Origin of the sequence: Mesorhizobium sp. B2-1-3A, assembly GCF_006442655.1 — a bacterium.
Lineage (GTDB): Bacteria > Pseudomonadota > Alphaproteobacteria > Rhizobiales > Rhizobiaceae > Mesorhizobium.
The window spans coordinates 280136-301885 of the sequence record NZ_VFWK01000008.1; the positions used below are offsets into that span (position 1 = coordinate 280136).

The 21750-nt window shown below is 63.8% G+C and carries 18 protein-coding genes; 13 read left to right on the forward strand and 5 right to left on the reverse strand.

The annotated features are described in order from the left end of the window. Positions 1-33 precede the first annotated feature (33 nt). Positions 34-561: an N-acetyltransferase gene (locus FJ977_RS30350; RefSeq protein ID WP_140775871.1), complete on the forward strand. Its 528-nt coding sequence runs from the start codon at positions 34-36 to the stop codon at positions 559-561. Here FJ977_RS30350 and FJ977_RS30355 read toward each other — a convergent pair. Continuing rightward, positions 556-1461 carry a LysR family transcriptional regulator gene (locus tag FJ977_RS30355; protein WP_140775872.1) on the reverse strand — a complete coding sequence of 302 codons (906 nt, stop codon included), beginning with the start codon at positions 1459-1461 and terminating at the stop codon, positions 556-558. The genes FJ977_RS30350 and FJ977_RS30355 overlap by 6 nt on opposite strands. Before the next feature lie 121 nt (positions 1462-1582). On the opposite strand from FJ977_RS30355, the gene FJ977_RS30360 reads away from it, so the two are divergent. The 3 genes from FJ977_RS30360 (at position 1583) to FJ977_RS30370 (ending at position 5181) form a co-directional block, all read left to right on the forward strand. Then, positions 1583-2734: a gamma-butyrobetaine dioxygenase gene (locus tag FJ977_RS30360; RefSeq protein WP_140775873.1), complete on the forward strand. Its 1152-nt coding sequence runs from the start codon at positions 1583-1585 to the stop codon at positions 2732-2734. After that, complete coding sequence (locus FJ977_RS30365; RefSeq protein WP_140775874.1) at positions 2731-3315, forward strand: HD domain-containing protein; 585 nt, start codon at positions 2731-2733, stop codon at positions 3313-3315. The genes FJ977_RS30360 and FJ977_RS30365 overlap by 4 nt, the downstream gene beginning before the upstream one ends. Before the next feature lie 723 nt (positions 3316-4038). Next, complete coding sequence (locus tag FJ977_RS30370; protein ID WP_140775875.1) at positions 4039-5181, forward strand: PcfJ domain-containing protein; 1143 nt, start codon at positions 4039-4041, stop codon at positions 5179-5181. Positions 5182-5265: 84 nt separating this feature from the next. Here FJ977_RS30370 and FJ977_RS30375 read toward each other — a convergent pair whose 3' ends face one another. The 3 genes from FJ977_RS30375 to FJ977_RS30385 form a co-directional block, all read right to left on the reverse strand. Then, a complete protein-coding gene (locus tag FJ977_RS30375) occupies positions 5266-7074 on the reverse strand; it encodes an NAD(P)/FAD-dependent oxidoreductase (RefSeq protein ID WP_140775876.1) in 1809 nt (602 codons plus the stop codon). A 26-nt stretch (positions 7075-7100) separates the two neighbouring features. After that, positions 7101-8171 carry a 2,3-butanediol dehydrogenase gene (locus FJ977_RS30380; RefSeq protein WP_140775950.1) on the reverse strand — a complete coding sequence of 357 codons (1071 nt, stop codon included), beginning with the start codon at positions 8169-8171 and terminating at the stop codon, positions 7101-7103. Between the two features lie 213 nt (positions 8172-8384). Continuing rightward, positions 8385-10307, reverse strand: coding sequence for a sigma-54-dependent Fis family transcriptional regulator (locus FJ977_RS30385; protein ID WP_140775877.1), 1923 nt, complete (start codon positions 10305-10307; stop codon positions 8385-8387). 356 nt (positions 10308-10663) lie between these two features. Here FJ977_RS30385 and FJ977_RS30390 point away from each other — a divergent pair, with 356 nt between their 5' ends. Both FJ977_RS30390 and ilvN read left to right on the forward strand, forming a co-directional pair. Next, positions 10664-12445 (forward strand): acetolactate synthase 3 large subunit, encoded by a 1782-nt coding sequence (locus tag FJ977_RS30390; protein WP_140775878.1) that lies wholly within the window; start codon positions 10664-10666, stop codon positions 12443-12445. 78 nt (positions 12446-12523) lie between these two features. Next, complete coding sequence (gene ilvN / locus FJ977_RS30395; protein WP_010910160.1) at positions 12524-13099, forward strand: acetolactate synthase small subunit; 576 nt, start codon at positions 12524-12526, stop codon at positions 13097-13099. 22 nt (positions 13100-13121) lie between these two features. On the opposite strand, the gene FJ977_RS30400 is transcribed toward ilvN, so the two are convergent. Continuing rightward, positions 13122-13517 (reverse strand): metalloregulator ArsR/SmtB family transcription factor, encoded by a 396-nt coding sequence (locus tag FJ977_RS30400; RefSeq protein WP_246683376.1) that lies wholly within the window; start codon positions 13515-13517, stop codon positions 13122-13124. 185 nt (positions 13518-13702) lie between these two features. On the opposite strand from FJ977_RS30400, the gene FJ977_RS30405 reads away from it, so the two are divergent. From FJ977_RS30405 to FJ977_RS30435, 7 genes are all read left to right on the forward strand, one after another. After that, positions 13703-14662: an acyl-CoA desaturase gene (locus FJ977_RS30405; protein WP_140775879.1), complete on the forward strand. Its 960-nt coding sequence runs from the start codon at positions 13703-13705 to the stop codon at positions 14660-14662. Positions 14663-14786: 124 nt separating this feature from the next. Continuing rightward, complete coding sequence (locus tag FJ977_RS30410; RefSeq protein WP_140775880.1) at positions 14787-15383, forward strand: LysE family translocator; 597 nt, start codon at positions 14787-14789, stop codon at positions 15381-15383. Between the two features lie 214 nt (positions 15384-15597). After that, the gene (locus FJ977_RS30415; protein WP_140775952.1) at positions 15598-16863 is read left to right on the forward strand and encodes an efflux RND transporter periplasmic adaptor subunit; all 1266 of its coding nucleotides are present in this window, start codon (positions 15598-15600) and stop codon (positions 16861-16863) included. Further along, the gene (locus tag FJ977_RS30420) at positions 16860-20021 is read left to right on the forward strand and encodes an efflux RND transporter permease subunit (RefSeq protein WP_140775881.1); all 3162 of its coding nucleotides are present in this window, start codon (positions 16860-16862) and stop codon (positions 20019-20021) included. The genes FJ977_RS30415 and FJ977_RS30420 overlap by 4 nt, the downstream gene beginning before the upstream one ends. A 79-nt stretch (positions 20022-20100) precedes the next feature. Beyond that, positions 20101-20706, forward strand: a complete 606-nt coding sequence (gene nthA / locus FJ977_RS30425) for a nitrile hydratase subunit alpha (RefSeq protein ID WP_140775882.1) — start codon at positions 20101-20103, stop codon at positions 20704-20706. Beyond that, a complete protein-coding gene (gene nthB / locus FJ977_RS30430; protein ID WP_140775883.1) occupies positions 20703-21362 on the forward strand; it encodes a nitrile hydratase subunit beta in 660 nt (219 codons plus the stop codon). The genes nthA and nthB overlap by 4 nt, the downstream gene beginning before the upstream one ends. Further along, positions 21349-21714, forward strand: coding sequence for a nitrile hydratase accessory protein (locus FJ977_RS30435; RefSeq protein WP_181180117.1), 366 nt, complete (start codon positions 21349-21351; stop codon positions 21712-21714). The genes nthB and FJ977_RS30435 overlap by 14 nt, the downstream gene beginning before the upstream one ends. Positions 21715-21750: the final 36 nt, after the last annotated feature.

The window sequence follows — 21750 nt, forward strand, 5'->3', positions numbered from 1 at the left end:
GCTATCGACCCCATCGTTTCCAGAGGACTGGCCATGAATTCCATCGAGATCGGAGCGCTGAGCGCCAGTGCGGAAACACTGGCAAAGCTGTGTGACCTGCTGGTCGAGACAGTTGCCGCCGGCGGATCGGTTAGCTTCATGCATCCGCTGGCGCCGGAAGCGGCAAGCGCATTCTGGGAGAGGTCGCTGGCCGCGGCGGCAAAAGGCGAAAGGGTGGTGCTTGGCGCCTGGGACGGCAAGGTCCTGGCCGGCACCGTCACCTTGCTGCTCGACTGCCCACCCAACCAGCCGCACCGCGCCGAAATCGCCAAGCTGATGACATCAATTAAATACCGGGGCAAGGGTATCGGAACGCGCCTGATGCGGGCCGCGGAGCATCTCGCCGTCGAGAAGGGGCGCACGCTGATGGTTCTGGATACGGCGACGGAAGAGGGCGCCTCAGGCCTCTACGAAAAACTCGGTTTCACCCTGGCTGGGGAAATCCCGGACTATGCGCTGAAGCCGCATGGCGGGCTGACCGGCACGCTGATCTACTGGAAGCGCATCGGCGTCTCGTCATGATGGCTCACGCCGGTCACTCAGAGGTTTCCTGGACAGATAGCTCAGCAGCCACTGGCGGAAATCCTGTTCGGCACTGGTCAGACGCGCGGTCGACGCCTTGGTCAGGAAATGGCCTGACGTGCTGGAGAGCTCGAAATCGGAAAGCGGCACCAGGCTCCGGCGCTTGAGCGCCGCGTCGACAAGCGGCCGCGACCCCAGAAGCACGCCGGCTCCGGAACTCGCCGCTTCCATTGCGGCGACAAAGCTGTCGAAGCGATGCGACCGTTGGGAGTGGCCGGCCAGTCCGGCCGCCGCGAACCATTCCGACCACATTTCGCGCGCCCCGGCGACCAGAAGCAACGGCAGGGATGTCCAGTCGGCGGCACCGGCGAGCGCCGGGCTTGCCACCGGCACAAGCCGCTCGGCGGTCAGCCTGTCGGCCTCGCGTCCGGGAAAGAATCCGTTGCCGAAACGGATGTCGAGCGCGGAGCCCGGCAAGTCGTAGTCGGTCGGCCGATGGATCGTCACCAGATCGAGCTGGATACGTGGCAGTGCCTCGGCGAGATCGGGCAGCGCCGGGACCAGCATCAGCAGGGCGAAGGAGATCGGCACTCGGATCGAGACGGTCTGGACGGCGCGAGGCTCGAACAGTTCCGTCGTGCTGCTGGAGATGGTGGCGAATGCCGACTGGATGTGGGGCAGGTAGGCCGCGCCCTCGGGCGACAGGGCGACACCACGCGCCAGCCTTGAAAACAGGCGCGTCTTCAATCGTTCCTCGAGCAGCCGGATATGCTGGCTGACGGCGGCCTGGGTCAGGCCGAGTTCGGCCGCTGCCGCCGTGAAATTCGACAGCCGCGCCGCGGCCTCGAAACTGCGCAGCCAGTCGAGCGGAGGCACGGAGGGAATGGGTTTTCGAGGCATTAGAAATTTATGGCCTTTGGCCAAAAAATGATAATTTGAGTTATGCCTTTGCTGTGGCCAACATGCAATCGAAACCTCACGGATCGGGCCGTGGGGCGCAACCGACAGGAACGGCATTCCCATGCTCACCCACGCGCTGGTTGGCGACGAAGGCAAGACAATCGAACTCGGCTGGCAAGGTGGGAGGCGCGCGCGCTTTCACGCCATGTGGCTGCGTGACAATGCGCTCGACGACAAGACGCGTAGCGCCGGCAACGGCCAGCGCCTGATCACCATTCTCGACATTCCGGCCGAGACGAGGATTGGCGAGGCCACCATCAAGGCCGGTGCGCTGGAAATCAGCTTCGTGCCGGAAGGAAAAACGGTCAGCTTTCCCGCGCAATGGCTGAGCGCAAACGCCTATGACCGCGGCGAGCCTGGCGAGCCCGGCTGGACGGGCGACATCATCCAGCGCTGGACCAAGGCGGCGATGCAGAATTCGGTGCCGCGCGCCCGATACGCGGCGGCCTTTCACAGCCGCAGCGTGCTGCGCGAATGGCTTTCGGCGGTGAGGACCTATGGCTTTGCGGTGATGGATGGTCTGCCGGCCGAATCCGGCGCGCTGTGCAAGGTCTCCGATCTGTTCGGCTACATCAGGGAGACGAATTACGGCCGCTGGTTCGAAGTGCGCGCGGAGGTCAACCCGAACAATCTCGCCTATACCAATCTCGGACTTCAGGCACACACCGACAACCCCTATCGCGACCCGGTGCCGACGCTGCAGATCCTTTCCTGCATCGAGAATACGGTGGAGGGCGGCGAGTCGAGCGTGGTCGACGGTTTTGCCGTCGCGGCCGCGCTGCAGGCCGAAAACCCCGAAGGCTTCCGGCTGTTGAGTTCCTGTCCGGCACGCTTCGAATATGCCGGCTCCTCGGGTGTGCGGCTGCAGGCGAAGCGGCCGATGATCGAGCTCGGGCCGGATGGCGAACTCATCTGCATCCGCTTCAACAACCGCTCGCTGGCGCCGGTCGTCGACGTGCCGTTCGCCGACATGGATGCCTATTATGGCGCCTATCGACGGTTCGCCCAGCTGATCGAGGATCCTTCTTTCGAGGTGACGTTCAAACTGGAAGCCGGGCAGGCCTTCATCGTCGACAACACGCGCGTCATGCATGCGCGCAAGGCGTTTTCGGGCACCGGCAAGCGCTGGCTGCAAGGCTGCTACGCCGACAAGGACGGCCTGTTGTCGACGCTTGCCGCGATCGAGCACAGCTTCAAGGAGGCCGCGGAATGAGTGGCCGGGATCTGAACGCCGACAACATCGTCGAGTTTATCGCCGACATCTTTGAGCGCCGGGGCGCCGAATCCTATCTCGGCGAGCCGGTGACGATGTCCGAGCACATGCTGCAGGGGGCATGGCTGGCGGAACAGGACGGCGCGCCCGACGCGCTGGTGGCAGCCGCGCTGCTGCACGACATCGGCCATTACACCAGCGAGTTCGGCACCTATTCGCCCGACGATGTCGAGGACAAGCATCATGACGAAGCCGGAGGCGAGGTACTGGCGCCGTTCTTTCCGCCCGTCATCGTCGAATGCGTCAGGCTGCATGTCGCGGCCAAGCGCTATCTCTGCGCCACCGACCCGACCTATTTCTCCAGGCTGTCGCCGGCATCGGTGCATACTCTGTCGCTGCAGGGCGGGCCGATGAGCGCCGACGAGGTGGCCGACTTCCGCAAGAACCCGTTCCATGAGGAAGCGGTGCGGGTCCGCATCTGGGACGAGGGCGGCAAGATCGCGGACATGAAGACGCGGGCGTTTCGCGACTATGTGCCGTTGCTGCAGCGCGTCGTGCACGATTTCGCCAATCGCGCCTGAGGGCGGTCCATCACCGGGGGGACAGCCATGTGCTTCTGCTTCGATGGCGCAAACGCGCTGGCTGCATTCCGGCCGGAGACCTGTCGCGAGCGTTCGCCTGACGCGTCTATTTTCGGCTCATTGCCGATCGCGCCCGGCGGCGAACCTGATCAGCTCTCCGCTGCCGCTTCGTTCGAAGTCGCTGAAGCCGGACACGCTGGTCGTCTTGCCGTTGCCCCCGTTTCCGGATATTAGCCGCGCCCAGCCTGCGGCGTCCATTTCGTTTTGCCACAGACATCGACCACACGTTTCATGGAGGCGAAGATGAGATCTTGTTCACGCGTTTCGCGCCTCCGTGGCGGTCGAACGGGCTGACTCGCGCCCCAGCGAATTTTACGTCCCTGACGATCCGAGAACCGCCTGGCTGCATGTGGCGGTCCTTTTCTCGTGCGCCCGAGCCGCATCGATGCTGGTCCTGTCATTGCGACGGTGGGGGCTTCCCGGCCGACGATGGCGGCCGCCGGAAACCTCGAGATGCACCTTTGCAACACTCCGTCAGGTCATTGTAAATATTGAGATAATTGCCCTTGCCCGGTTGCCTCTTGGGGCATAGAGAGCCCGCCCAGTCCAACCCGTAGTCCCCAGAGGAGACCTGTCAAATGTCACGCCAACCCAGATCGACACATTCCGTGCCGGCGCTGGACTTGCGTGCGGCTGACAGGGTTCCAATCGGGAAGAACGGCCATGGCCAGGTCCATGATCCAGCGCAGGCAGGACGCCGAGCGCGAACGCATTGAAATATACACCGCAACGCTGCGGCGGGTTTCTCCCACGCCGCGTCCCGCTCCGGATTTCGAGAGGGCGCTCGACGAGGTACGCCGGGGCTATGCCGGCATGGCGATCCGCGACGGCGCGTTGTGGCGTCCAAAGCTGAAGACGCGCGATCCCGCGCGGCTGCGGCTGGCTGCTGCCCGTCATCTTTATGCCCGCTATCCGGTTTCGGCCGCGCTCGAGGCCATCTGGCGGGATGGTTCGGGGCTGGATGCCGGCGAGATTGCGCTCCGCAAGGCCTGGTATGTCGCGGTTGCGCGCGGTGACTCGCTCTACAAGGCAGGTGCCAATGCGTGGCTGTCGCGCAAGGAGGTGCATTGCTTCCTGAACCTGTCGGGCGACCTGACCTTCGACGAGGCGTTCTGGGTGGCGATCATCCGGTCCTACACGGATGATTTCGGATTGGCGGCCCGCCTTGCGCGCACGAAGATATCGCGCGCGCCGCGTGCCGATCTGACCTTCTGGCGCGAAGTGGCGCGGTTCTTCTGCGCACATCCGACGTCCAAGGAAGAGACCGACGATCTCTGCGACTACATCGGCGCCATGTGCCGGCATGACCGAGTCTACAGCCTGAAGGGGCGCACGCTCGCCTCGCTGCGCAAGCAGATGTCGGAGTGGCACCGCGACATTGCCGCCGTCGAGCGCATCGAAGCCATGCGCCGCCGTGTCGCCGGCCGGGGCTCGGCGGTAAAGGGCGCCTGGGATGGCTCGCGCCTTGAGGACTGGGAGTGGCAGCCTTCGGCCAAGGAGGCGAAGGCGCATGGTGAGCGCTTCTTCGTCCGCCAGTTGAGGACCGCCGAGGACCTGGTCGGCGAATCCAGGGCGATGCATCATTGCGTCTCGACCTACGCGGCCAAATGCATCGCCGGCAATGCCTCGATCTGGGTGCTGCGGCGCACGGCACTTGGCAAGATCGAGCGGCTGCTGACGATCGAGCTCGATCCGCAGAACCGCGCGGTGCAGGTGCGTGGTTTCTCCAATCGCGTCGCCTTGCCCGACGAGCGCAAGATCATCGAGCGCTGGGCCAAGGCAAGGGGCGTGATGCTCCGCGACTGAAACGAAGTACCCGCGCGGCGGAAGCGCCGCGCGGGGCCGGCCTTGCTGATCGCAGGAGAGGAGGGGACTCCTGGGGATTGGCAGCTAGGCCTTGTGGTGAACCTGTTGCAGCCCATAGACCGGCGTCGGCAAACCGACCTGCCGGGCTTTCAGCTGCAGCGACAGATACTGCGAATAGTGGCGCGACTGGTGGAGGTTGCCGCCATGAAACCACAGTGCTTCCTGCTGGGTCGGCTTCCACATGTTGCGCTGCTCGCCTTCCCACGGGCCGGGATCCTTGGCGGTGTCGGAGCCAAGGCCCCAGACCTTGCCGACCTTGTCGGCCACCTCCTGCGAGATGAGGTCCGCGGCCCAGCCGTTCATTGAGCCATAGCCGGTGGCATAGATGACGAGATCGGCCGGCAGTTCGGTGCCGTCAACGAATTTGACGCCGGTCGGGGTCAATTCCTGGACCGCGGCACCCGGACCGCTCTTGAGCTTGATCGAGCCGTCGATGACGAGATCGCAAGCGCCGACATCGATATAGTAGCCGGAACCCCGACGCAGATACTTCATGAACAGGCCGGAGCCGTCATCGCCCCAGTCGAGCAGAAAGCCGGCCTTTTCCAGGTCTTCGTAAAACTTCGCGTCGCGTTCCTTCATCTGTTCGTAAAGCGGGATCTGGAACTCGGGCAGGATGCGGTAGGGCAGGGAGGCGAAGATCAGGTCGGCCTTGCGCGTCGTCATGCCGTTCTCGACCGCCTGCTCGGAATAGAGCCCGCCGAGCCCGATATCCATGAGCGTATCGGACCTGACGATATGGGTGGAGGAGCGCTGCACCATAGTGACGTCGGCGCCTCCCTCCCACAAGGCCGCGCATATGTCGTGGGCGGAGTTGTTGGAGCCGATGACCACGACCTTCTTGCCCCGGTACTTGTCGGGGCCCGGATGGGTCGAGGAATGCTGCTGTTCGCCCTTGAAGATGTCCTGGCCCTTGTATTTCGGCCAGTTCGCCTTGCCGGACATGCCTGTCGCAAGGACCAGCTGCTTGGGCTTGAGCACGATCTCCTCTCCATCGCGCTCGACCACGATGGTCCATTCCTTGGCCGTCTCGTCGTATTTGGCGGATTTGGCAGTGGTGGAGGACCAGTAGTTCAGCTCCATCACCTTCGTGTACATCTCAAGCCAGTCGCCGATCTTGTCCTTCGGCGCGAAGACCGGCCAGTTCTTGGGGAAGTCGATATAGGGCAGATGGTCGTACCAGACCGGATCATGCAGGCAGAGCGACTTGTAGCGCTTGCGCCAGGAATCGCCGGGGCGCTCGTTCTTTTCGATGATGATGGCCGACACGCCGAGCTGGCGCAGGCGGGCGCCCAGCGCAATGCCGCCCTGGCCGCCGCCGATGATCACGACATAGGGCTGTCTGCTGCGGCCGAGTTCGGCGATCTCGTCGTCACGCTCCTCGCGCCAGGATTTCCTGTCCTTGCCGTGACCATGCTTGGCACCGAGCGGTCGGGTGAAGCCGGACTTCTCCTCGTGTCCCTTCAGTTCAGCCATGGTGGTGAGCAAGGTCCAGATGAGGTCGCCCTTGAAGCGCACCAGGCCGAAGCCGCGCGCTGCCCTGGTCTCGAAGGTGATCCACGCAGTGATAACGCCGTCCGCCTCGCTCGCTTCCTCGCCTTCGGCAACCTTCCAGTCGCCCGGTCCGGTTTCAGCCAAGGTTGCCGTCAGCATGTCGCGGACCTGGTCCTGGCCCTCCATCGTCTTCAGGTTCCAGGTAAAGGTGACGAGGTCGCGCCAGTAGCAATCCGCCTGGAAACAGTTGACGGCGGCGTCGATGTCGCCGTCCGCAAGCGCCTTGCCGAACTTGTCGAGCAGCGCCTGCGCCTTCGTGGTGGGGGTTCTCTCGAGCATGTTTTCTCCTCCGGTTGTCAAATTGATCAGGACAAGTCGATCAGGATTTTCAGTTGGGTTCCGGCGGGATCGAGCAGAGCATCGAAACCGTCGGACACCGCCTCCGCAAGACGTATGCGCCTGGTGACGACCTTGGAGGCAGGCAACTGTCCCGAACTGATGAGACGGATGACACGCGGCCATAGATGCGTTGGATAGGCCCAGGAGCCGCGGATATCGACGTCCTTGAACGTGACCTGGAACCAGTCGAGCGGGTTCTCGTGCGGATGCAGGCCGGTTTGCACGACGACACCTTGCTTGCGCACAGCCGCGAGGCAGGCCTTCAGCGCATGCTCGTTGCCGACGCATTCGATGGCGATATCGCAACCGACGCCGCCTTCGCTCGCGGTGCGCACTGCCTCATCCACTTTGTCCCGCTTCGGATTGAGGGTCACCACGCCAGGCAGGATCGAACGCGCCATCTCCAGCCTGATGTCGTTCAGGTCCGAGATGAACAGTTGCGTTGCGCCCGCGGCGCGCGCGGCCAGCATCGTCAGAATGCCGATCGGGCCGGCGCCGGTGATCAGCACCGAACTCCCGGCGCTTACCCCACCACGGTCGCAGGCATAGACGGCAACCGCGGTCGGCTCGACCAATGCAGCTTCCTCATCGGTCATTTCGTCTGGAATGCGCTCGACATTGTAGTCGTTGAGCAAGGCGGCTTCCGCCATGCCGCCGCCGATCCAGCTCAAACCCGCAAGGGCAAGCTTGTCGGATAGATGGTACAGGCCGCGCGCGGCATAATAGTCTCCCGAGCGCGGCATGATCAGTGGTTGCACGGCCACGCGGTCGCCAACCGAGACCGACGTCACGCCGTCGCCGACGGCCTCGATCACGCCGCCGAATTCATGTCCAAGCACCTGCACACCGCTGGCGCCGGTGAACGGATGCGGCTCCGTCGGTATGAAGATTGGCCCGTAACTGTATTCATGCAGGTCGGTTCCGCAGATTCCGACAAACTTATTGCGGAGAACAACCTGTCCCGGCCCCGGCTTTGCCGGCCTGGGAATGTCCTCGATGCGCAAATCCCTGGCGGCATGAAAGCGCAGGGCCTGCATGCTCCGCGCCGTGGCTGCGAGATTGACCGCGTTCTGTGTCATGGCTTCTCCTCCAAGTTCCATGTGGGTACCTGGAATAGGGAGCAAGCAGCATGCCAACCATACCGCTGAATCGGAAACCGTAATAAAATCAGCATCATGTAGCGGTTTCTGCTGTCATAGGCTGTTGCGGCGGTGTTGCGCGCGCCATGGCGCGCCACAGCGGACGCAACACTAATTGGGCGCGTCCAGCCGCAGCCGCTTCATGCGGCGATGCACCGTCGTGCGGTCGACACCCAGACGCCGCGCGGCCTCGGAGATGTTCCAGCCCGCGGCCACGAGAGCATCCAGCAGTGCCGCACGTTCGTCCTCGGGCGAGGGAGCACGCAGGGCAACCAGCCTGGCGGGCGAAGCAAGCGGCGCCAGGTATGGCAATGCGAAATCGGGCAGGTCGGCGGGCTCGATCATCCCGCCCTCGCAAAGCGTCACCGCCAGATCGATGGCGTTTGCGAGTTCGCGGATGTTGCCGGGCCAGCGGTGGCGGATCAGCGCCAGGCGCGCCGCGGGCGAGAGCCTCGCTGTCCGACCGGCAAGGTGGGCGCGCTGATCCACCAGCCGGTCCAGCAGCCATTCGAAATCGGTGCGTTCGCGCAGCGCCGGCAAGGTCAGCGAGGCCGCGTTCAGCCGGTAGAACAGATCCTCGCGGAAACGTCCCTCTTCGACCAGCTTGCGCAGATCATGGTGCGAGGCCGAAATGACCTTGATGTCAACCTGTCGCGGCTCGATGCCGCCGACCGGGACCAGTTCGCGCTCGGCGATCACGCGCAGCAACCGCGATTGCAGGGAGTAGGGCATGTCGCCGATCTCGTCGAGAAACAGCGTGCCGCCGTTCGCGGCCTCGATCAGTCCCTTGCGCCCCTTGGCGGCGGCTCCGGTAAAAGCACCGGCGACATGGCCAAAAAGTTCGCTCTCGATCAGATGCTCGGGAATGGCCGCGCAGTTGATGGCGACAAACGGGCCGGGCCGCTGCGCGCAATCGTGGATCGCGCGGGCGAGATACTCCTTGCCGGAGCCGGTCTCGCCATGGATCAGGATGGGAATGGTAGTGCGCGCCAGCTTGGCGGCACGCAGTTGCGTGGCGGCCATCGCCGGATCGCCGCCGGAAAGGTCGCCGATCGGCTTCGGTACCGCCTCGACCGGCGCGCGGCGTCCGGTCGTCGGCTGTGGTTCGATGGCGTGCGCGAACAGCGCGCTGCCGCTGCGGCCGAACACCAGCCGCTCCTCGGTCGGGCGGCCGCGTGTCAGGCTCGGCAAATCGTCGACGCTGACATCGAGATAGCGCGAGATCGACTGGCCAATGGGGGAGGGCGAGTGCCGCCAGTCGACGCCTCCGGCCTGCGCCAGAAGCAGCGCTCCGCCGCGCGTCGTGCCGAGGATGCGGCCCGAGGCATCGAGGGCGATGGCTGCCTCGGGGTCGACGTCGAGGAATTCCGGCGAACGGGAAAAACGCAGCACCCATTCGGAGTGCATCTGGGCCATCAGATTGGCGAGCTCGATGCGCCGCGCGGAAGCCGTCACCAAGTGCAGCGCCAGATTCTGGCTGATCTTCGGTTGCGGGGAGCGCAGCAGGGAAATGTCGAGCACGGCGGCGAGTTCGCCATTGGTGTCGAATATCGGCGCGGCGGTGCAGGAGAGCGGCGTGTGGGTCGTGTCGAAATGATCGGTCTGGTGGATCGTCATCGCCTCCCCGGTGACGATGCAGGAGCCGACACCGCAGGTTCCGGTGCGGCTTTCCGACCATTCGGAGCCGAGATAAAGCCCTGCTGTGCGCAACTGGTCCATGAACAGGGGATCACCGAGGAAGTCGACGGTGACGCCCTTGGCGTTTGCCAGCAGCAGCACATAGTTCTGGCCCGCCACCTGCTTGAAGAGGGTTTCCAGGCCGCTGCGGGCGATCGCGATCAGCCGCTCGGACTGTTCGCGATGTTCGCGCAACTGGGTATCGGGGACGATATAGGCTTCCGTCGGTCGGGCCGGGTCGAGCCGGTGGGTGTCGACACAGCGTAGCCAGGACTTGACCACGACATCGTCGCGGGCCGATGTCCTGCCGGACAGGACCTGCTCTATCTCCCGGATATGCTCCCGTTCGCCAGCCACGCGTCCTCCTCCCAAGGCAACGTTCTAGCCTGGCATAGTGGTGCGACGGCCGCATGGGCTCAACTGTACTATGGTAGCGCGTGGCTTTATCGCAGTATCGCGAGACGGGGCCGATCTCACAGGCGAGTGAATTCGCATTATCCCCCATTGACGAGCCCGCGACTCCGCCTTTATGGTTCGCCACCATGAAAAAGGCACTCATTCTCGTAGGAAGGCGCGTGGGCAAGGCGGTGTAACCGCCGGGCGAAATCCTCCCATGCGCAACACACAGGCTCCCTCGGGGGCCTTTTTTATTGCTTGAAACACGACTAAACGACCAGCAATCGCCAGATGGCGGACAGTACGGGACCAGACCGATGAGCAATGGACAGAACGGGCGACGTGAGATGACGGGCGCCGAAATGGTGGTGCAGGCGCTGAAGGACAACGGCGTCAAGCACGTCTTCGGCTATCCCGGCGGCGCGGTCCTTCCGATCTATGACGAGATTTTCCAGCAGGACGAGGTCGAGCACATTCTGGTGCGGCACGAACAGGGCGCGGGCCATGCGGCCGAGGGCTATGCGCGCTCGACCGGCAAGGCCGGCGTCATGCTGGTGACCTCCGGCCCCGGTGCCACCAATGCGGTGACGCCGCTGCAGGACGCGCTGATGGATTCGATCCCGCTGGTCTGCTTGACCGGGCAGGTGCCGACCTCGCTCATCGGTTCCGATGCGTTCCAGGAGTGCGATACGGTCGGCATCACGCGGCCCTGCACCAAGCACAACTGGCTGGTGAAGGACGTCAACGAACTCGCGGCGACCATCCACGAGGCCTTCCATGTCGCGACGACCGGCCGCCCCGGTCCGGTGGTGGTCGACATCCCGAAGGACGTCCAGTTCGCCAAGGGGTTCTACGTCCCGCCGCAGATCGCGCCGCGCACCAGCTACCAGCCCAAGGTCCAGGGTGATCTGGAGAAGGTGAAGGCCGCGGTCGACCTGATGGCCGGCGCCAAAAGGCCGATCATTTATAGCGGCGGCGGCGTGATCAATTCCGGCCCGGAAGCGAGCCATCTGCTGCGCGAACTGGTCGACCTCACCGGTTTCCCGATCACCTCGACGCTGATGGGGCTCGGCGCCTATCCGGCATCGGGCAAGAACTGGTTGGGCATGCTCGGCATGCACGGCACCTACGAAGCCAACATGGCCATGCATGATTGCGACGTGATGATCTGCATCGGCGCGCGCTTCGACGACCGTATCACCGGCCGGCTCAACGCGTTCTCGCCGAATTCACGCAAGATCCACATCGACATCGATCCGTCGTCGATCAACAAGAACGTGCACACTGAAGTGCCGATCATCGGTGACGTCGGCCGGGTGCTGGAGGATATGGTGCGGTTGTGGCGGGCAACCGCCAAGGCCGACAAGAAGGCGCTCTATCCCTGGTGGGAGCAGATCGCCAAATGGCGCGCGCGCGATTCACTGGCGTTCAAGATGAACAACGACGTGATCATGCCGCAATACGCCATCCAGCGGCTCTACGAACTGACCAAGGACATGGACACCTACATCACCACCGAGGTCGGCCAGCACCAGATGTGGGCGGCGCAGCACTATCACTTCGACAAGCCGAACCGCTGGATGACGTCAGGCGGGCTGGGCACGATGGGTTACGGCCTGCCGGCCGCGCTCGGCGTGCAGATCGCGCATCCCGACGCGCTGGTCGTCGACATTGCCGGCGACGCTTCGGTGCAGATGACGATGCAGGAGATGAGTGCGGCCGTGCAGCACGACGCGCCGATCAAGATCTTCATCCTCAACAACCAGTACATGGGCATGGTGCGCCAGTGGCAGCAGCTGCTGCATGGCAACCGGCTGTCGCATTCCTACACCGAGGCGATGCCGGACTTCGTCAAGCTGGCCGAGGCCTATGGCGGCCACGGCATTCGCTGCGAGAAGCCGGACGAGCTGGACGATGCCATCAAGGAGATGATCTCGGTCAGGAAGCCGGTGCTGTTCGACTGCCGCGTGGCGACGCTTGCCAATTGCTTCCCGATGATCCCGTCAGGCAAGGCACATAACGAGATGCTGTTGCCGGACGAGGCCACCGACGAGGCGGTGGCGAATGCCATCGACGCCAAGGGCCGGGAACTGGTGTAATCGACGAGCCAAGGCAGGGCTTGTCGAAAGAAGCCGTGCGCAAACAAATGATCAGATCAAGAATTTGAGACCCATGTCATGAACGCACAACACCTTCAACCGACCGGCTCCGCCTACTTCATCGCCAAGGAAACGGAGCGGCCGGAGATCCATACGCTTTCCGTGCTGGTCGACAACGAGCCCGGCGTGCTCGCCCGGGTCATCGGCCTGTTTTCCGGACGCGGCTACAACATCGAGAGCCTGACCGTCTCCGAGACCGAACATGAGAAGCACCTGTCGCGCATCACCATCGTGACGCGCGGCACGCCGCATGTGATGGAGCAGATCAAGAACCAGCTCGAGCGCATCGTGCCGGTACACCGTGTGGTCGATCTGACTGTCCGCTCGCACGAGCTTGGGCAGGAGCGGCCGCTGGAGCGGGAACTGGCGCTGGTCAAGGTGGCCGGCTCCGGCGAGGCCCGAGTCGAGGCGCTGCGGCTGGCGGACGCCTTCCGCGCCAGCGTCATCGACGCCAACACCGAGCATTTCATCTTCGAGATCACCGGCAAGGGCTCGAAGCTCGATCAGTTCATCGCCATCATGAAGCCGCTGGGCCTGGTCGAGATCTGCCGCACCGGCGTGGCGGCGATGAACCGTGGTCCGCAAGGCATGTAAGGCCTGCCACGTCGGCGTCGGATCAGTCCTGGGGTTTTGCCGGCGGGACCTCGCTTTTGCCGCTGGCCAAGGCCTTGCTTTCCCTTTTTAGTGGGCGTGACACGGGGCAGACATCCTGAACGAAGCCGTTCAGGGTGTTCACCAGGTTGTTCTCGACCAGCGAGTAGTGGATAAACTGTCCCTGCCGCTCCCTGGCGATGAGGCCCGCCGTCTCCAGAATGTTCAGGTGCTGCGAGATCGACGGCTTCGACATGTCGAAGCGCGCCGCGATCTCGCCCGCGGTCAGCGAGGAATGGGCCAGATAGGCCAGGATCCTGCGCCGGGGAGCCGAAGAGAGCGCCTCGAACACGCGCTGGATCGCGCCGCTGGCTCCGATGCCGGCTTCAACCTCCGATGCCTGTTCAGTTTTCTCGACCACTGCTCGCACCTCGCAATCACAGGCGCCATGGCGACGCTTGTCGGCATTTTCCGGCTATCATTTAGACTATTGCCTAAATACCTAATCCGGCATAATAGATGATTAGCTTACTGCCTAAATACGGCGCGAGGCGCCAAAAGGCAAGGCATGGTTCGGAAAATGTTCATGCGAGGGAGGGGTTCCCGATGAAGACCATATCGACGGGCAGAATGATTTCTCGACAAGACAGCGACGCGCGCAACGGCAGGGTTGTCTGGATGCCGGCCAAGTCGATCTGGGTCGGCACGATGACTGTCGTCGCCATCGTGTTCGGACCGCTCACCTTCAGCTGGAGCGCTCTTGCGCTGTTCGTGGTGACGACAGCGGTGACGATCTGCGCCGGGCACTCGGTCGGCATGCATCGCCTGCTCATCCACCGCTCGTTCAAGGTCCATATCTGGATCGAACACGCGCTGGTCTATCTCGGCGTGCTGGTCGGCATGGCTGGCCCGTTCGGCATGATCCATGCTCACGATATCCGCGACTGGGCGCAGCGCCAGACGGCCTGCCACGACCTGCATGCCCACCGCCGGCCTTTCCTCATCGACGCCTTCTGGCAGATGCATTGCGCGGTCGCCTTGCGCAATCCGCCTGACTTCGTCATCGAGCCGTCGATCAGGAATGACCGGTTCTACAAATTCCTCGAGCGCACCTGGATGCTGCAGCAGCTGCCATGGGCCATTGCCTTCCTGCTGCTTGGCGGCTGGAGCTGGGTGGTCTGGGGCATCGCGGTGCGTGTTTCCGCGTCCCTCACCGGACATTGGCTGGTCGGACATTTCGCGCATCGGAGCGGCGACCAGGGATGGTGTGTCGATGGCGTGGCGGTGCAGGGCTACAATCTGCCGCGTTTCGGTTTGTTGACGTTCGGGGAGAGTTTTCACGGCAATCATCACGCATTTCCCGAATCCGCCAGGCTTGGTCTTGAACGGGGACAGATCGACCTCGGCTGGGTCTTCATCCGGATCCTTGCCGGCCTTGGTCTCGCGCACAGCGTGAAGCTTCCGGAAAATACTCCAAGACGGAAGGGGTTGCGCCGCCTGCGCGGCGGGCAGCAGGCCATGCCTGCCGTCGGCAACCGGTTGCCGGCGCCGTCTCACGGCGGATGACGGCATCCTGGGTTCGGCGGGCTGAAGTCACGATCGATATGGCCGGCGGCTGCTGGACCAAAGGATTGCGGTTGCGTCTGACATGTCCGCTATCTATGTCAGCATTGCTGACCTTGTGGACCCGATGTCACTCGACGCATTCCTCGCACTGCTCGTCTATGCCTTCGTGACCTCGATCACGCCGGGGCCGAACAACCTCATGCTCTTGGCCTCCGGTGTCAATTTCGGCATCACCAGGACGATACCGCACATGCTGGGCATCAGCATCGGCTTTCTCGTCCTGTTGCTGGCCGTCGGTTTCGGGCTTGGCGCGGTGCTGACGGCGTTTCCGGCGCTGCACAATGTCCTCAAGATCGCCGGCGCCGCCTATCTGCTCTACCTCGCATGGAAGATCGCCATGTCGCGCTCGCTGAGCGGCAAGGGTGAGGCGGAAGCGCGGCCGATGCGCTTCATCGATGCGGCGGCATTCCAGTGGGTCAATCCCAAGGCCTGGGTGATGGCGATCACCGCCATGGCTGTCTACACGAACCCCGATCACCCCTTCGTCTCGGTAGCGCTGATCTCGATCGCCTTCGCCGTCGTCAACCTGCCCAGCGTCTCGGTGTGGGCGGGATTCGGCACGGCGTTGCGTGGATTCCTGTCCGATCCGGCACGGCTGAAATGGTTCAACATCGCCATGGGCGTGCTGCTGGCGGCGACGCTGTGGCCAATGCTGAAATAGGGTTCCCGACGGTCGACTGGCCTCGGCCCCCATGACGGCGACAGGCTGCACACGCATTGTGCAGTGCACATTAAATCTTCGTAATGCCGTGTTTTGGCCCTTTTCCGACAAACGCCTGTCCTATCTATTCGGCTAAATCGCGGCAATCAGTCGTGAATGAGCTATAATACGACCACCTGGCAGCGGCGTGTCGGACGGAGAGGGTACTTTGACGATACGTGGAAAAGCCGTTCTTTCATTGCTTGCCGTCGCCTGTGCGGGCGCGGCCTGGCTCTATCTGTCTCCCGATACGCTGAGCAAGGTTGAGCAACTGGTCGGCGTAAAGCCGGTCGCAGTTGCGGGCAAATCGGCAACCGACACGCCAGCGGCAGGGGACAAGCAGGCGTCAGGCGGCGGTGGCGCCCGTTCGGCCTCGATCGTTTCGGCAACGGCGACGACGGCCGACTTCCCAATCCGGCGCTATGCCATCGGCTTCGTCTCCTCTCCGGCCGTGGTCAACATCAACGCGCGGGTCTCCAGCCAGATCGTGTCGATCAACGTCAAGGACGGGCAGATGGTGAAGGCGGGCGACACGCTGTTCTCGCTCGATGACCGCGCGCTGAAGGCGCAGCTCGCCAAGGACCAGGCGCAGCTGGCCAAGGACCAGGCGATGCTCGCCAGCTCGAGTTCCGATCTTCAGCGCGCCAAGGATCTTGTCGCCAAGCAGGCCGGTACCCAGCAGACCTATGATCAGGCTGTTGCCGCGCAGAAGGCGGCGGCCGCCACCGTGGATGCCGACAAGGCGACGATCGATGCCGACAACGTCCAGCTTGGCTTTGCCACGATCACGGCGCCGATCGCGGGTCGACTTGGCGCCGTCAACGTGTCGGTCGGCGATCTCGTCACGGTCAGCAATGGCAACAGCAGTACGGCAACGCCGCTGGTGACGATCACCCAGATGGACCCGTTGCAGGTTAACTTCAATCTGCCGGAAAGCAACCTTGCGCTGTTGCACAAGGCGCTTGCCAATCCGCAGCAAGGGGCGGTGACGTTGATCAAGGACGGCGATCCGACGCCGATCGGCAAGGGCACGCTCGATTTCGTCGATTCCAGTGTCGATACCGCGTCGGGCACGATCGCCACGCGGGCGACCATACCGAATGCCGATCTGTCGCTGTGGCCCGGCCAGTATGTGAATGTCGTCCTCGACGCCGGGATCATGCCGCAGATGACCTCCGTTCCGACCGTCGCGGTCCAGCCCAGCCAGAAGGGGCCGTTCGTCTATGTGGTCAAGCCGGACAGCACCGTCGAGATGCGACCGGTGCAGGTGGCCCTGACCGAAGGCCAGGACAGCGCCATCAGCCAGGGGCTGAAAGCCGGCGAGAAAGTGGTCACTGAAGGCCAGACGAGGCTGAAGAATGGTGCCGCGGTGCATGAGGGCGCCTCGACGGCCGCGCCCAAGGTGGCCGAGGCGACCAACGCCGGCGAGGCGGCCCGATGATCTCCGAATTCTGCATCCGCAGGCCGGTCGCCACCCTTCTGATGTCGTTCGCCCTCGTGCTGGGCGGGCTGTTTGCCTACAAGTTCCTGCCCGTGGCCGCACTGCCCAGCGCCGAATTCCCGGTGGTCAACGTTTCGGCTTCACTGCCGGGCGCCTCGCCGGAAACCATGGCGACATCGGTGGCGACGCCGCTGATCAAGCAGTTCGCCACCATTGCCGGCATCGATTCGATCTCGACCACGAATTCGCTCGGCCAGACTTCGATCGCCATCCAGTTCGTGCTCAACCGGGATATCGATGCAGCGGCGGCGGACGTGCAGGCGGCGATCGCGCGCACGCAGAAATCACTGCCGCCGCAGATGACGGCGCCGCCGAGCTATCGCAAGGTCAATCCCGCCGACGCGCCGATCCTCTTGATGTCGCTGGTCAGCGACACGGTTCCATTGACCGACCTCGATGCCTTCGCCGAGAACGTGATCTCGCCATCGCTGTCGACCATCGACGGGGTGGCGCAGGTCTCGATCTTCGGTCAGCAGAAATATGCGGTGCGCATCCAGATCGATCCGACAGCGCTTGCCGCGCGCGGCATCTCGATCGACCAGCTGCAGGCGGCGGTCGCGTCGGCCAACAGCAACACGCCGCTCGGCGTGCTGCAGAACAACAAGCAGCAGCTGACCATCACCGCCAACACGCAGCTCACCGACGCCGCCGGCTTCTCCAACCTCATCATCGCCACCAAGAACGGCCACCCGGTGCGGCTGGGCGAGGTGACCCGTGTCGTCGATTCGGTGCAGACCACGACGACGGCGAGCTGGTACGATGGTACCCGCGCGATCATCATGGCCGTGCAGCGCCAGCCCGATGCCAACACCGTCGATGTCGTCGACAAGGTCAAGGCTATGTTGCCGTCCTTCCAGGACCAGATGCCGGCCGCCGCGCAGATCAAGCTGCTCAACGACCGTTCGACGTCGATCCGCCAGGCCGTCGACGACGTCCAGTTCACGCTGTTGTTGACCATCGCGCTGGTGGTCATGGTTATCTTCGTGTTCCTGCGCCGGGTGACGGCGACCATCATCCCGGCCGTGGCGGTGCCGATCTCGCTGATCGCCACGCTTGGCGCGATGTTCCTGTTCGGATTCTCCATCGACAACATATCGCTGATGGGCCTGACGCTTGCCGTGGGCCTCGTCGTCGACGATGCCATCGTGATGCTGGAAAACATCTTCCGGCACATGGAGGAAGATGGGTTGTCGGCCTTCGATGCCTCGCTCAAGGGCGCGCGCGAAATCGGCTTCACCATCATCTCGATCTCGATCTCGCTGGTGGCGGTGTTCATCCCTGTGCTCCTGATGGGCGGCGTGATCGGGCGCATCTTCAACGAGTTCGCCGTCGTGGTGACGGTCGCCATCCTGGCGTCGATGTTCGTGTCGCTGACACTGACGCCGATGCTGTGCTCGCGGCTGCTCTCGGTAACCAAAGCCGATCGCGACAAGCATGGCGCCAGCCATAAGCGGGACATCGTCACACGCGGCTATGACCGGGTTCTGACATTCTGCCTGCGACACACCTTCCTGGTGTTTCTCGTCTTCGTGGGCACCGCCGCGGCGTCGGTGTGGCTGATCCAGATCTCGCCCAAGGGCTTCTTCCCGCAGGAGGATATCGGCCAGATATCGGTGACGACCATCGCGCGCCAGGACATCTCGTTCGACGCCATGGCCAAGCTGCAGGGCCAGGTGGCCAGCGTCTTCTCGCATTCGCCCTATGTCGATCACGTGGCATGGTCGGCGGGCAGCGGCAACAATGCGCTCAACCAGGGGCAGCTCTTCGTCCAGCTCAAGGGCAAGGACCAGCGTCCCAATATCGAGAAGGTGCTGTCGGATCTGCGCAAGCAACTGGCCGGCGTGGCGGGCATCGAGACCTACATGCAGCCGGTGCAGAACCTGAGGCTGGGGTCGCGCTCGTCGGCCAGCGCCTACCAGCTCGTGGTTCAGGGCCTCGATACCGGCCTGACCGATACGTGGGCGCAGAAGCTGAACGACGCTATGGCGGCCGACCATGCGACATTCACCGACGTCACCAGCGACCTGCAGAACAATGCGCTGCAGGCGTCGCTGGTCATCGATCGCGACAAGGCCGCCCAGCTCGGCATCGACACCGACACGCTGCGCACCGCGCTCTATGGCGGGTTCGGCACCGACCAGGTTTCGACGATCTTCGGTTCGGCCGACAGCTACGAGGTCATCACCGAGCTCGATCCCAAGATCGAATGGTCGCCCGAGCGGATGCTTGCCATCCAGATGAGGACGGCGAGCGGCTCCCTGGTTCCGCTCGGCGCCTTCGCCCGGGTCGACCGCACGGCTGGCGCCCTGACCGTCAACCAGCTCGGCCAGCTTCCCGCCGTGACCATCTCCTACAATCTGCCGCAAGGCGTGGCGCTGGGTGACAGCGTGACCCGCATCAACGCGCTCAAAGAGCAGATCGGCATGCCGACGGAGATCTCGACCACCTTTGCCGGCACCGCCAAGACCTTCCAGGATTCACTGGCCAACCAGGGGCTTCTGGTCGGCGGCGCGATCCTGACCATCTATATCGTGCTCGGCATTCTCTATGAGAGCTTCATTCATCCGCTCACGATCCTCACCGGCCTGCCGTCGGCGGTGCTCGGAGCGTTGGTTGCCTTGCGCTTCGCAGGCATGGATCTGTCCGTCATCGCGGTGATCGGTATCCTGATGCTGATCGGCATCGTCAAGAAGAACGGCATCATGATGGTCGACGTCGCGCTTGAATTGCGACGAGAGGGCATGTCGGCCAAGGAGTCCATCCACAAGGCCTGCCTGATGCGTTTCAGGCCGATCATGATGACGACGCTGGCGGCGCTGATGGGCACGTTCCCGATCGCGCTCGGCACCGGCGCCAGCGCCGAGCTGCGCCAGCCGCTGGGCGTTGCCGTTGTCGGCGGCCTCTTGGCTTCGCAGGCGCTGACCCTGTTCGTGACGCCGGTGATCTACGTCTACATGGAGAACTTCTCCGGCTGGCTGGTCGGGCTCATGCCGAAGCGCAAGGCTGAACTGAAGATGGTTGAAAATGGCGACCAGCCTTCATTGTTCGGCACCAATGACGACATCCAGACCGAGCCGCAGAAGACAGCGGCCGAATAGCAGCCTCATGCGGCCTGGATAAAAGCTTGCCCAAGCCGTGGCGCTTGCCGCCGGCGGATCGGACCCGTAGTTTGTGGTCATGTCCCATGATCATGACCATGACAATGAACTCGACCCGTTTGCGGCGCGCGTGCGGGCGCTGGAAACCATCCTGACCCGCAAGGGGCTGATCGATCCGGCCGCGATCGACGTCATCGTCGATACCTACGAGACCAAGATCGGTCCCCGCAACGGCGCAAGGGTCGTGGCCAAGGCATGGAACGATCCCGCCTATGCCGACTGGCTGAAGCGTGACGCGACGGCGGCGATCGAATCGCTGAGCTATACCGGCCGCCAGGGCGAGCACATGCAGGCGGTGTTCAACACCAGCGACACCCATAACCTCGTCGTCTGCACGCTGTGCTCCTGCTATCCATGGTCGGTACTCGGCCTGCCGCCGGTCTGGTACAAGGCGCCGCCCTACCGGTCGCGCGCGGTGATCGATCCGCGCGGCGTGCTGGAGGAATTCGGGCTGACGCTGCCGGCCGCAACCAAGGTACGCGTCTGGGATTCGACGGCGGAGCTGCGCTATCTCGTGGTGCCGATGCGGCCGGACGGTACCGAGGGCTGGAGCGAGGAGCAATTGGCCGACCTGGTGAGCCGCGATGCCATGATCGGCACCGCCCAGGCGAAAGAGCCGGCATGAACGGGCCCCAGGATCTTGGCGGACAGATGGGCTTCGGCCCGGTAGCGCCCGAAAAGGACGAGCCCTATTTCCACGCGGCCTGGGAGAGGCGGGCGCTCGGCGTGACGCTTTGCGCCGGCGGCATGGGAGCCTGGAATATCGATGAGAGCCGGCATGCGCGGGAATCGCTGCATCCGGCCGATTATTATTCCTCCAGCTACTACCAGATCTGGATCAAGGCGCTGGAGACCCTGCTCAAGCGCCATGGCTTCGTCAGCGAGCGCGACCTCGCGGCGGGCGAGGCGATCGATGCGGCGGCGACCCCGAAGCGGGTGCTGAAGGCCGAAAACGTGCCGGCAGTGCTGGCCAAGGGCGGTCCCTGTGACCGGCCCGTTGCCTCGCCGGCGCGGTTCAAGGCCGGCCAGCAGGTGCGGACGAAGAATTTCAATCCCACCGGTCACACGCGGCTGCCGCGCTATGCGCGCGGCAAGCTGGGCAGGATCGAGGCGGTGCGCGACGGTTTCGTCTTTCCCGACACCAACGCGCATGGGCAAGGCGAGAATCCGCAATGGGTCTATACGGTGGTTTTCGACGGAACGGAGATCTGGGGCGAGGGCGCCGATCCGACGCTTGTTGTCTCGATCGACGCCTGGGAGAGCTATCTTGAGCCGGCCTGACGGGATCGCCGCCGATTTGCCCGTTGGCCTCGACGCGCCTGTTTTCGCCGAGCCCTGGCAGGCCGAGGCGTTCGCCATGACGGTGGCGCTGCACGACAAGGGCCTGTTTTCGTGGGGCGAATGGGCACAGGCGCTGTCGGCCGAGGTGAAGAAGCCGGGCGCCGCGACGGACGGACACGACTATTACGAGCATTGGCTGGCAGCGCTGGAACGGCTTCTGGCGTCGAAGGGACTGGCCGCCAAATCCGATGTCGACGCGGTGGCCGAAGCCTGGGAGCGCGCCGCGCACGCCACGCCCCACGGCAGGCCGATCCTCCTTGAGAACGACCCGGAGTTCCAATCCGCGACGTGAGCGGATGTCCAGGATCGCCCCAAATCCTCGTGTCCG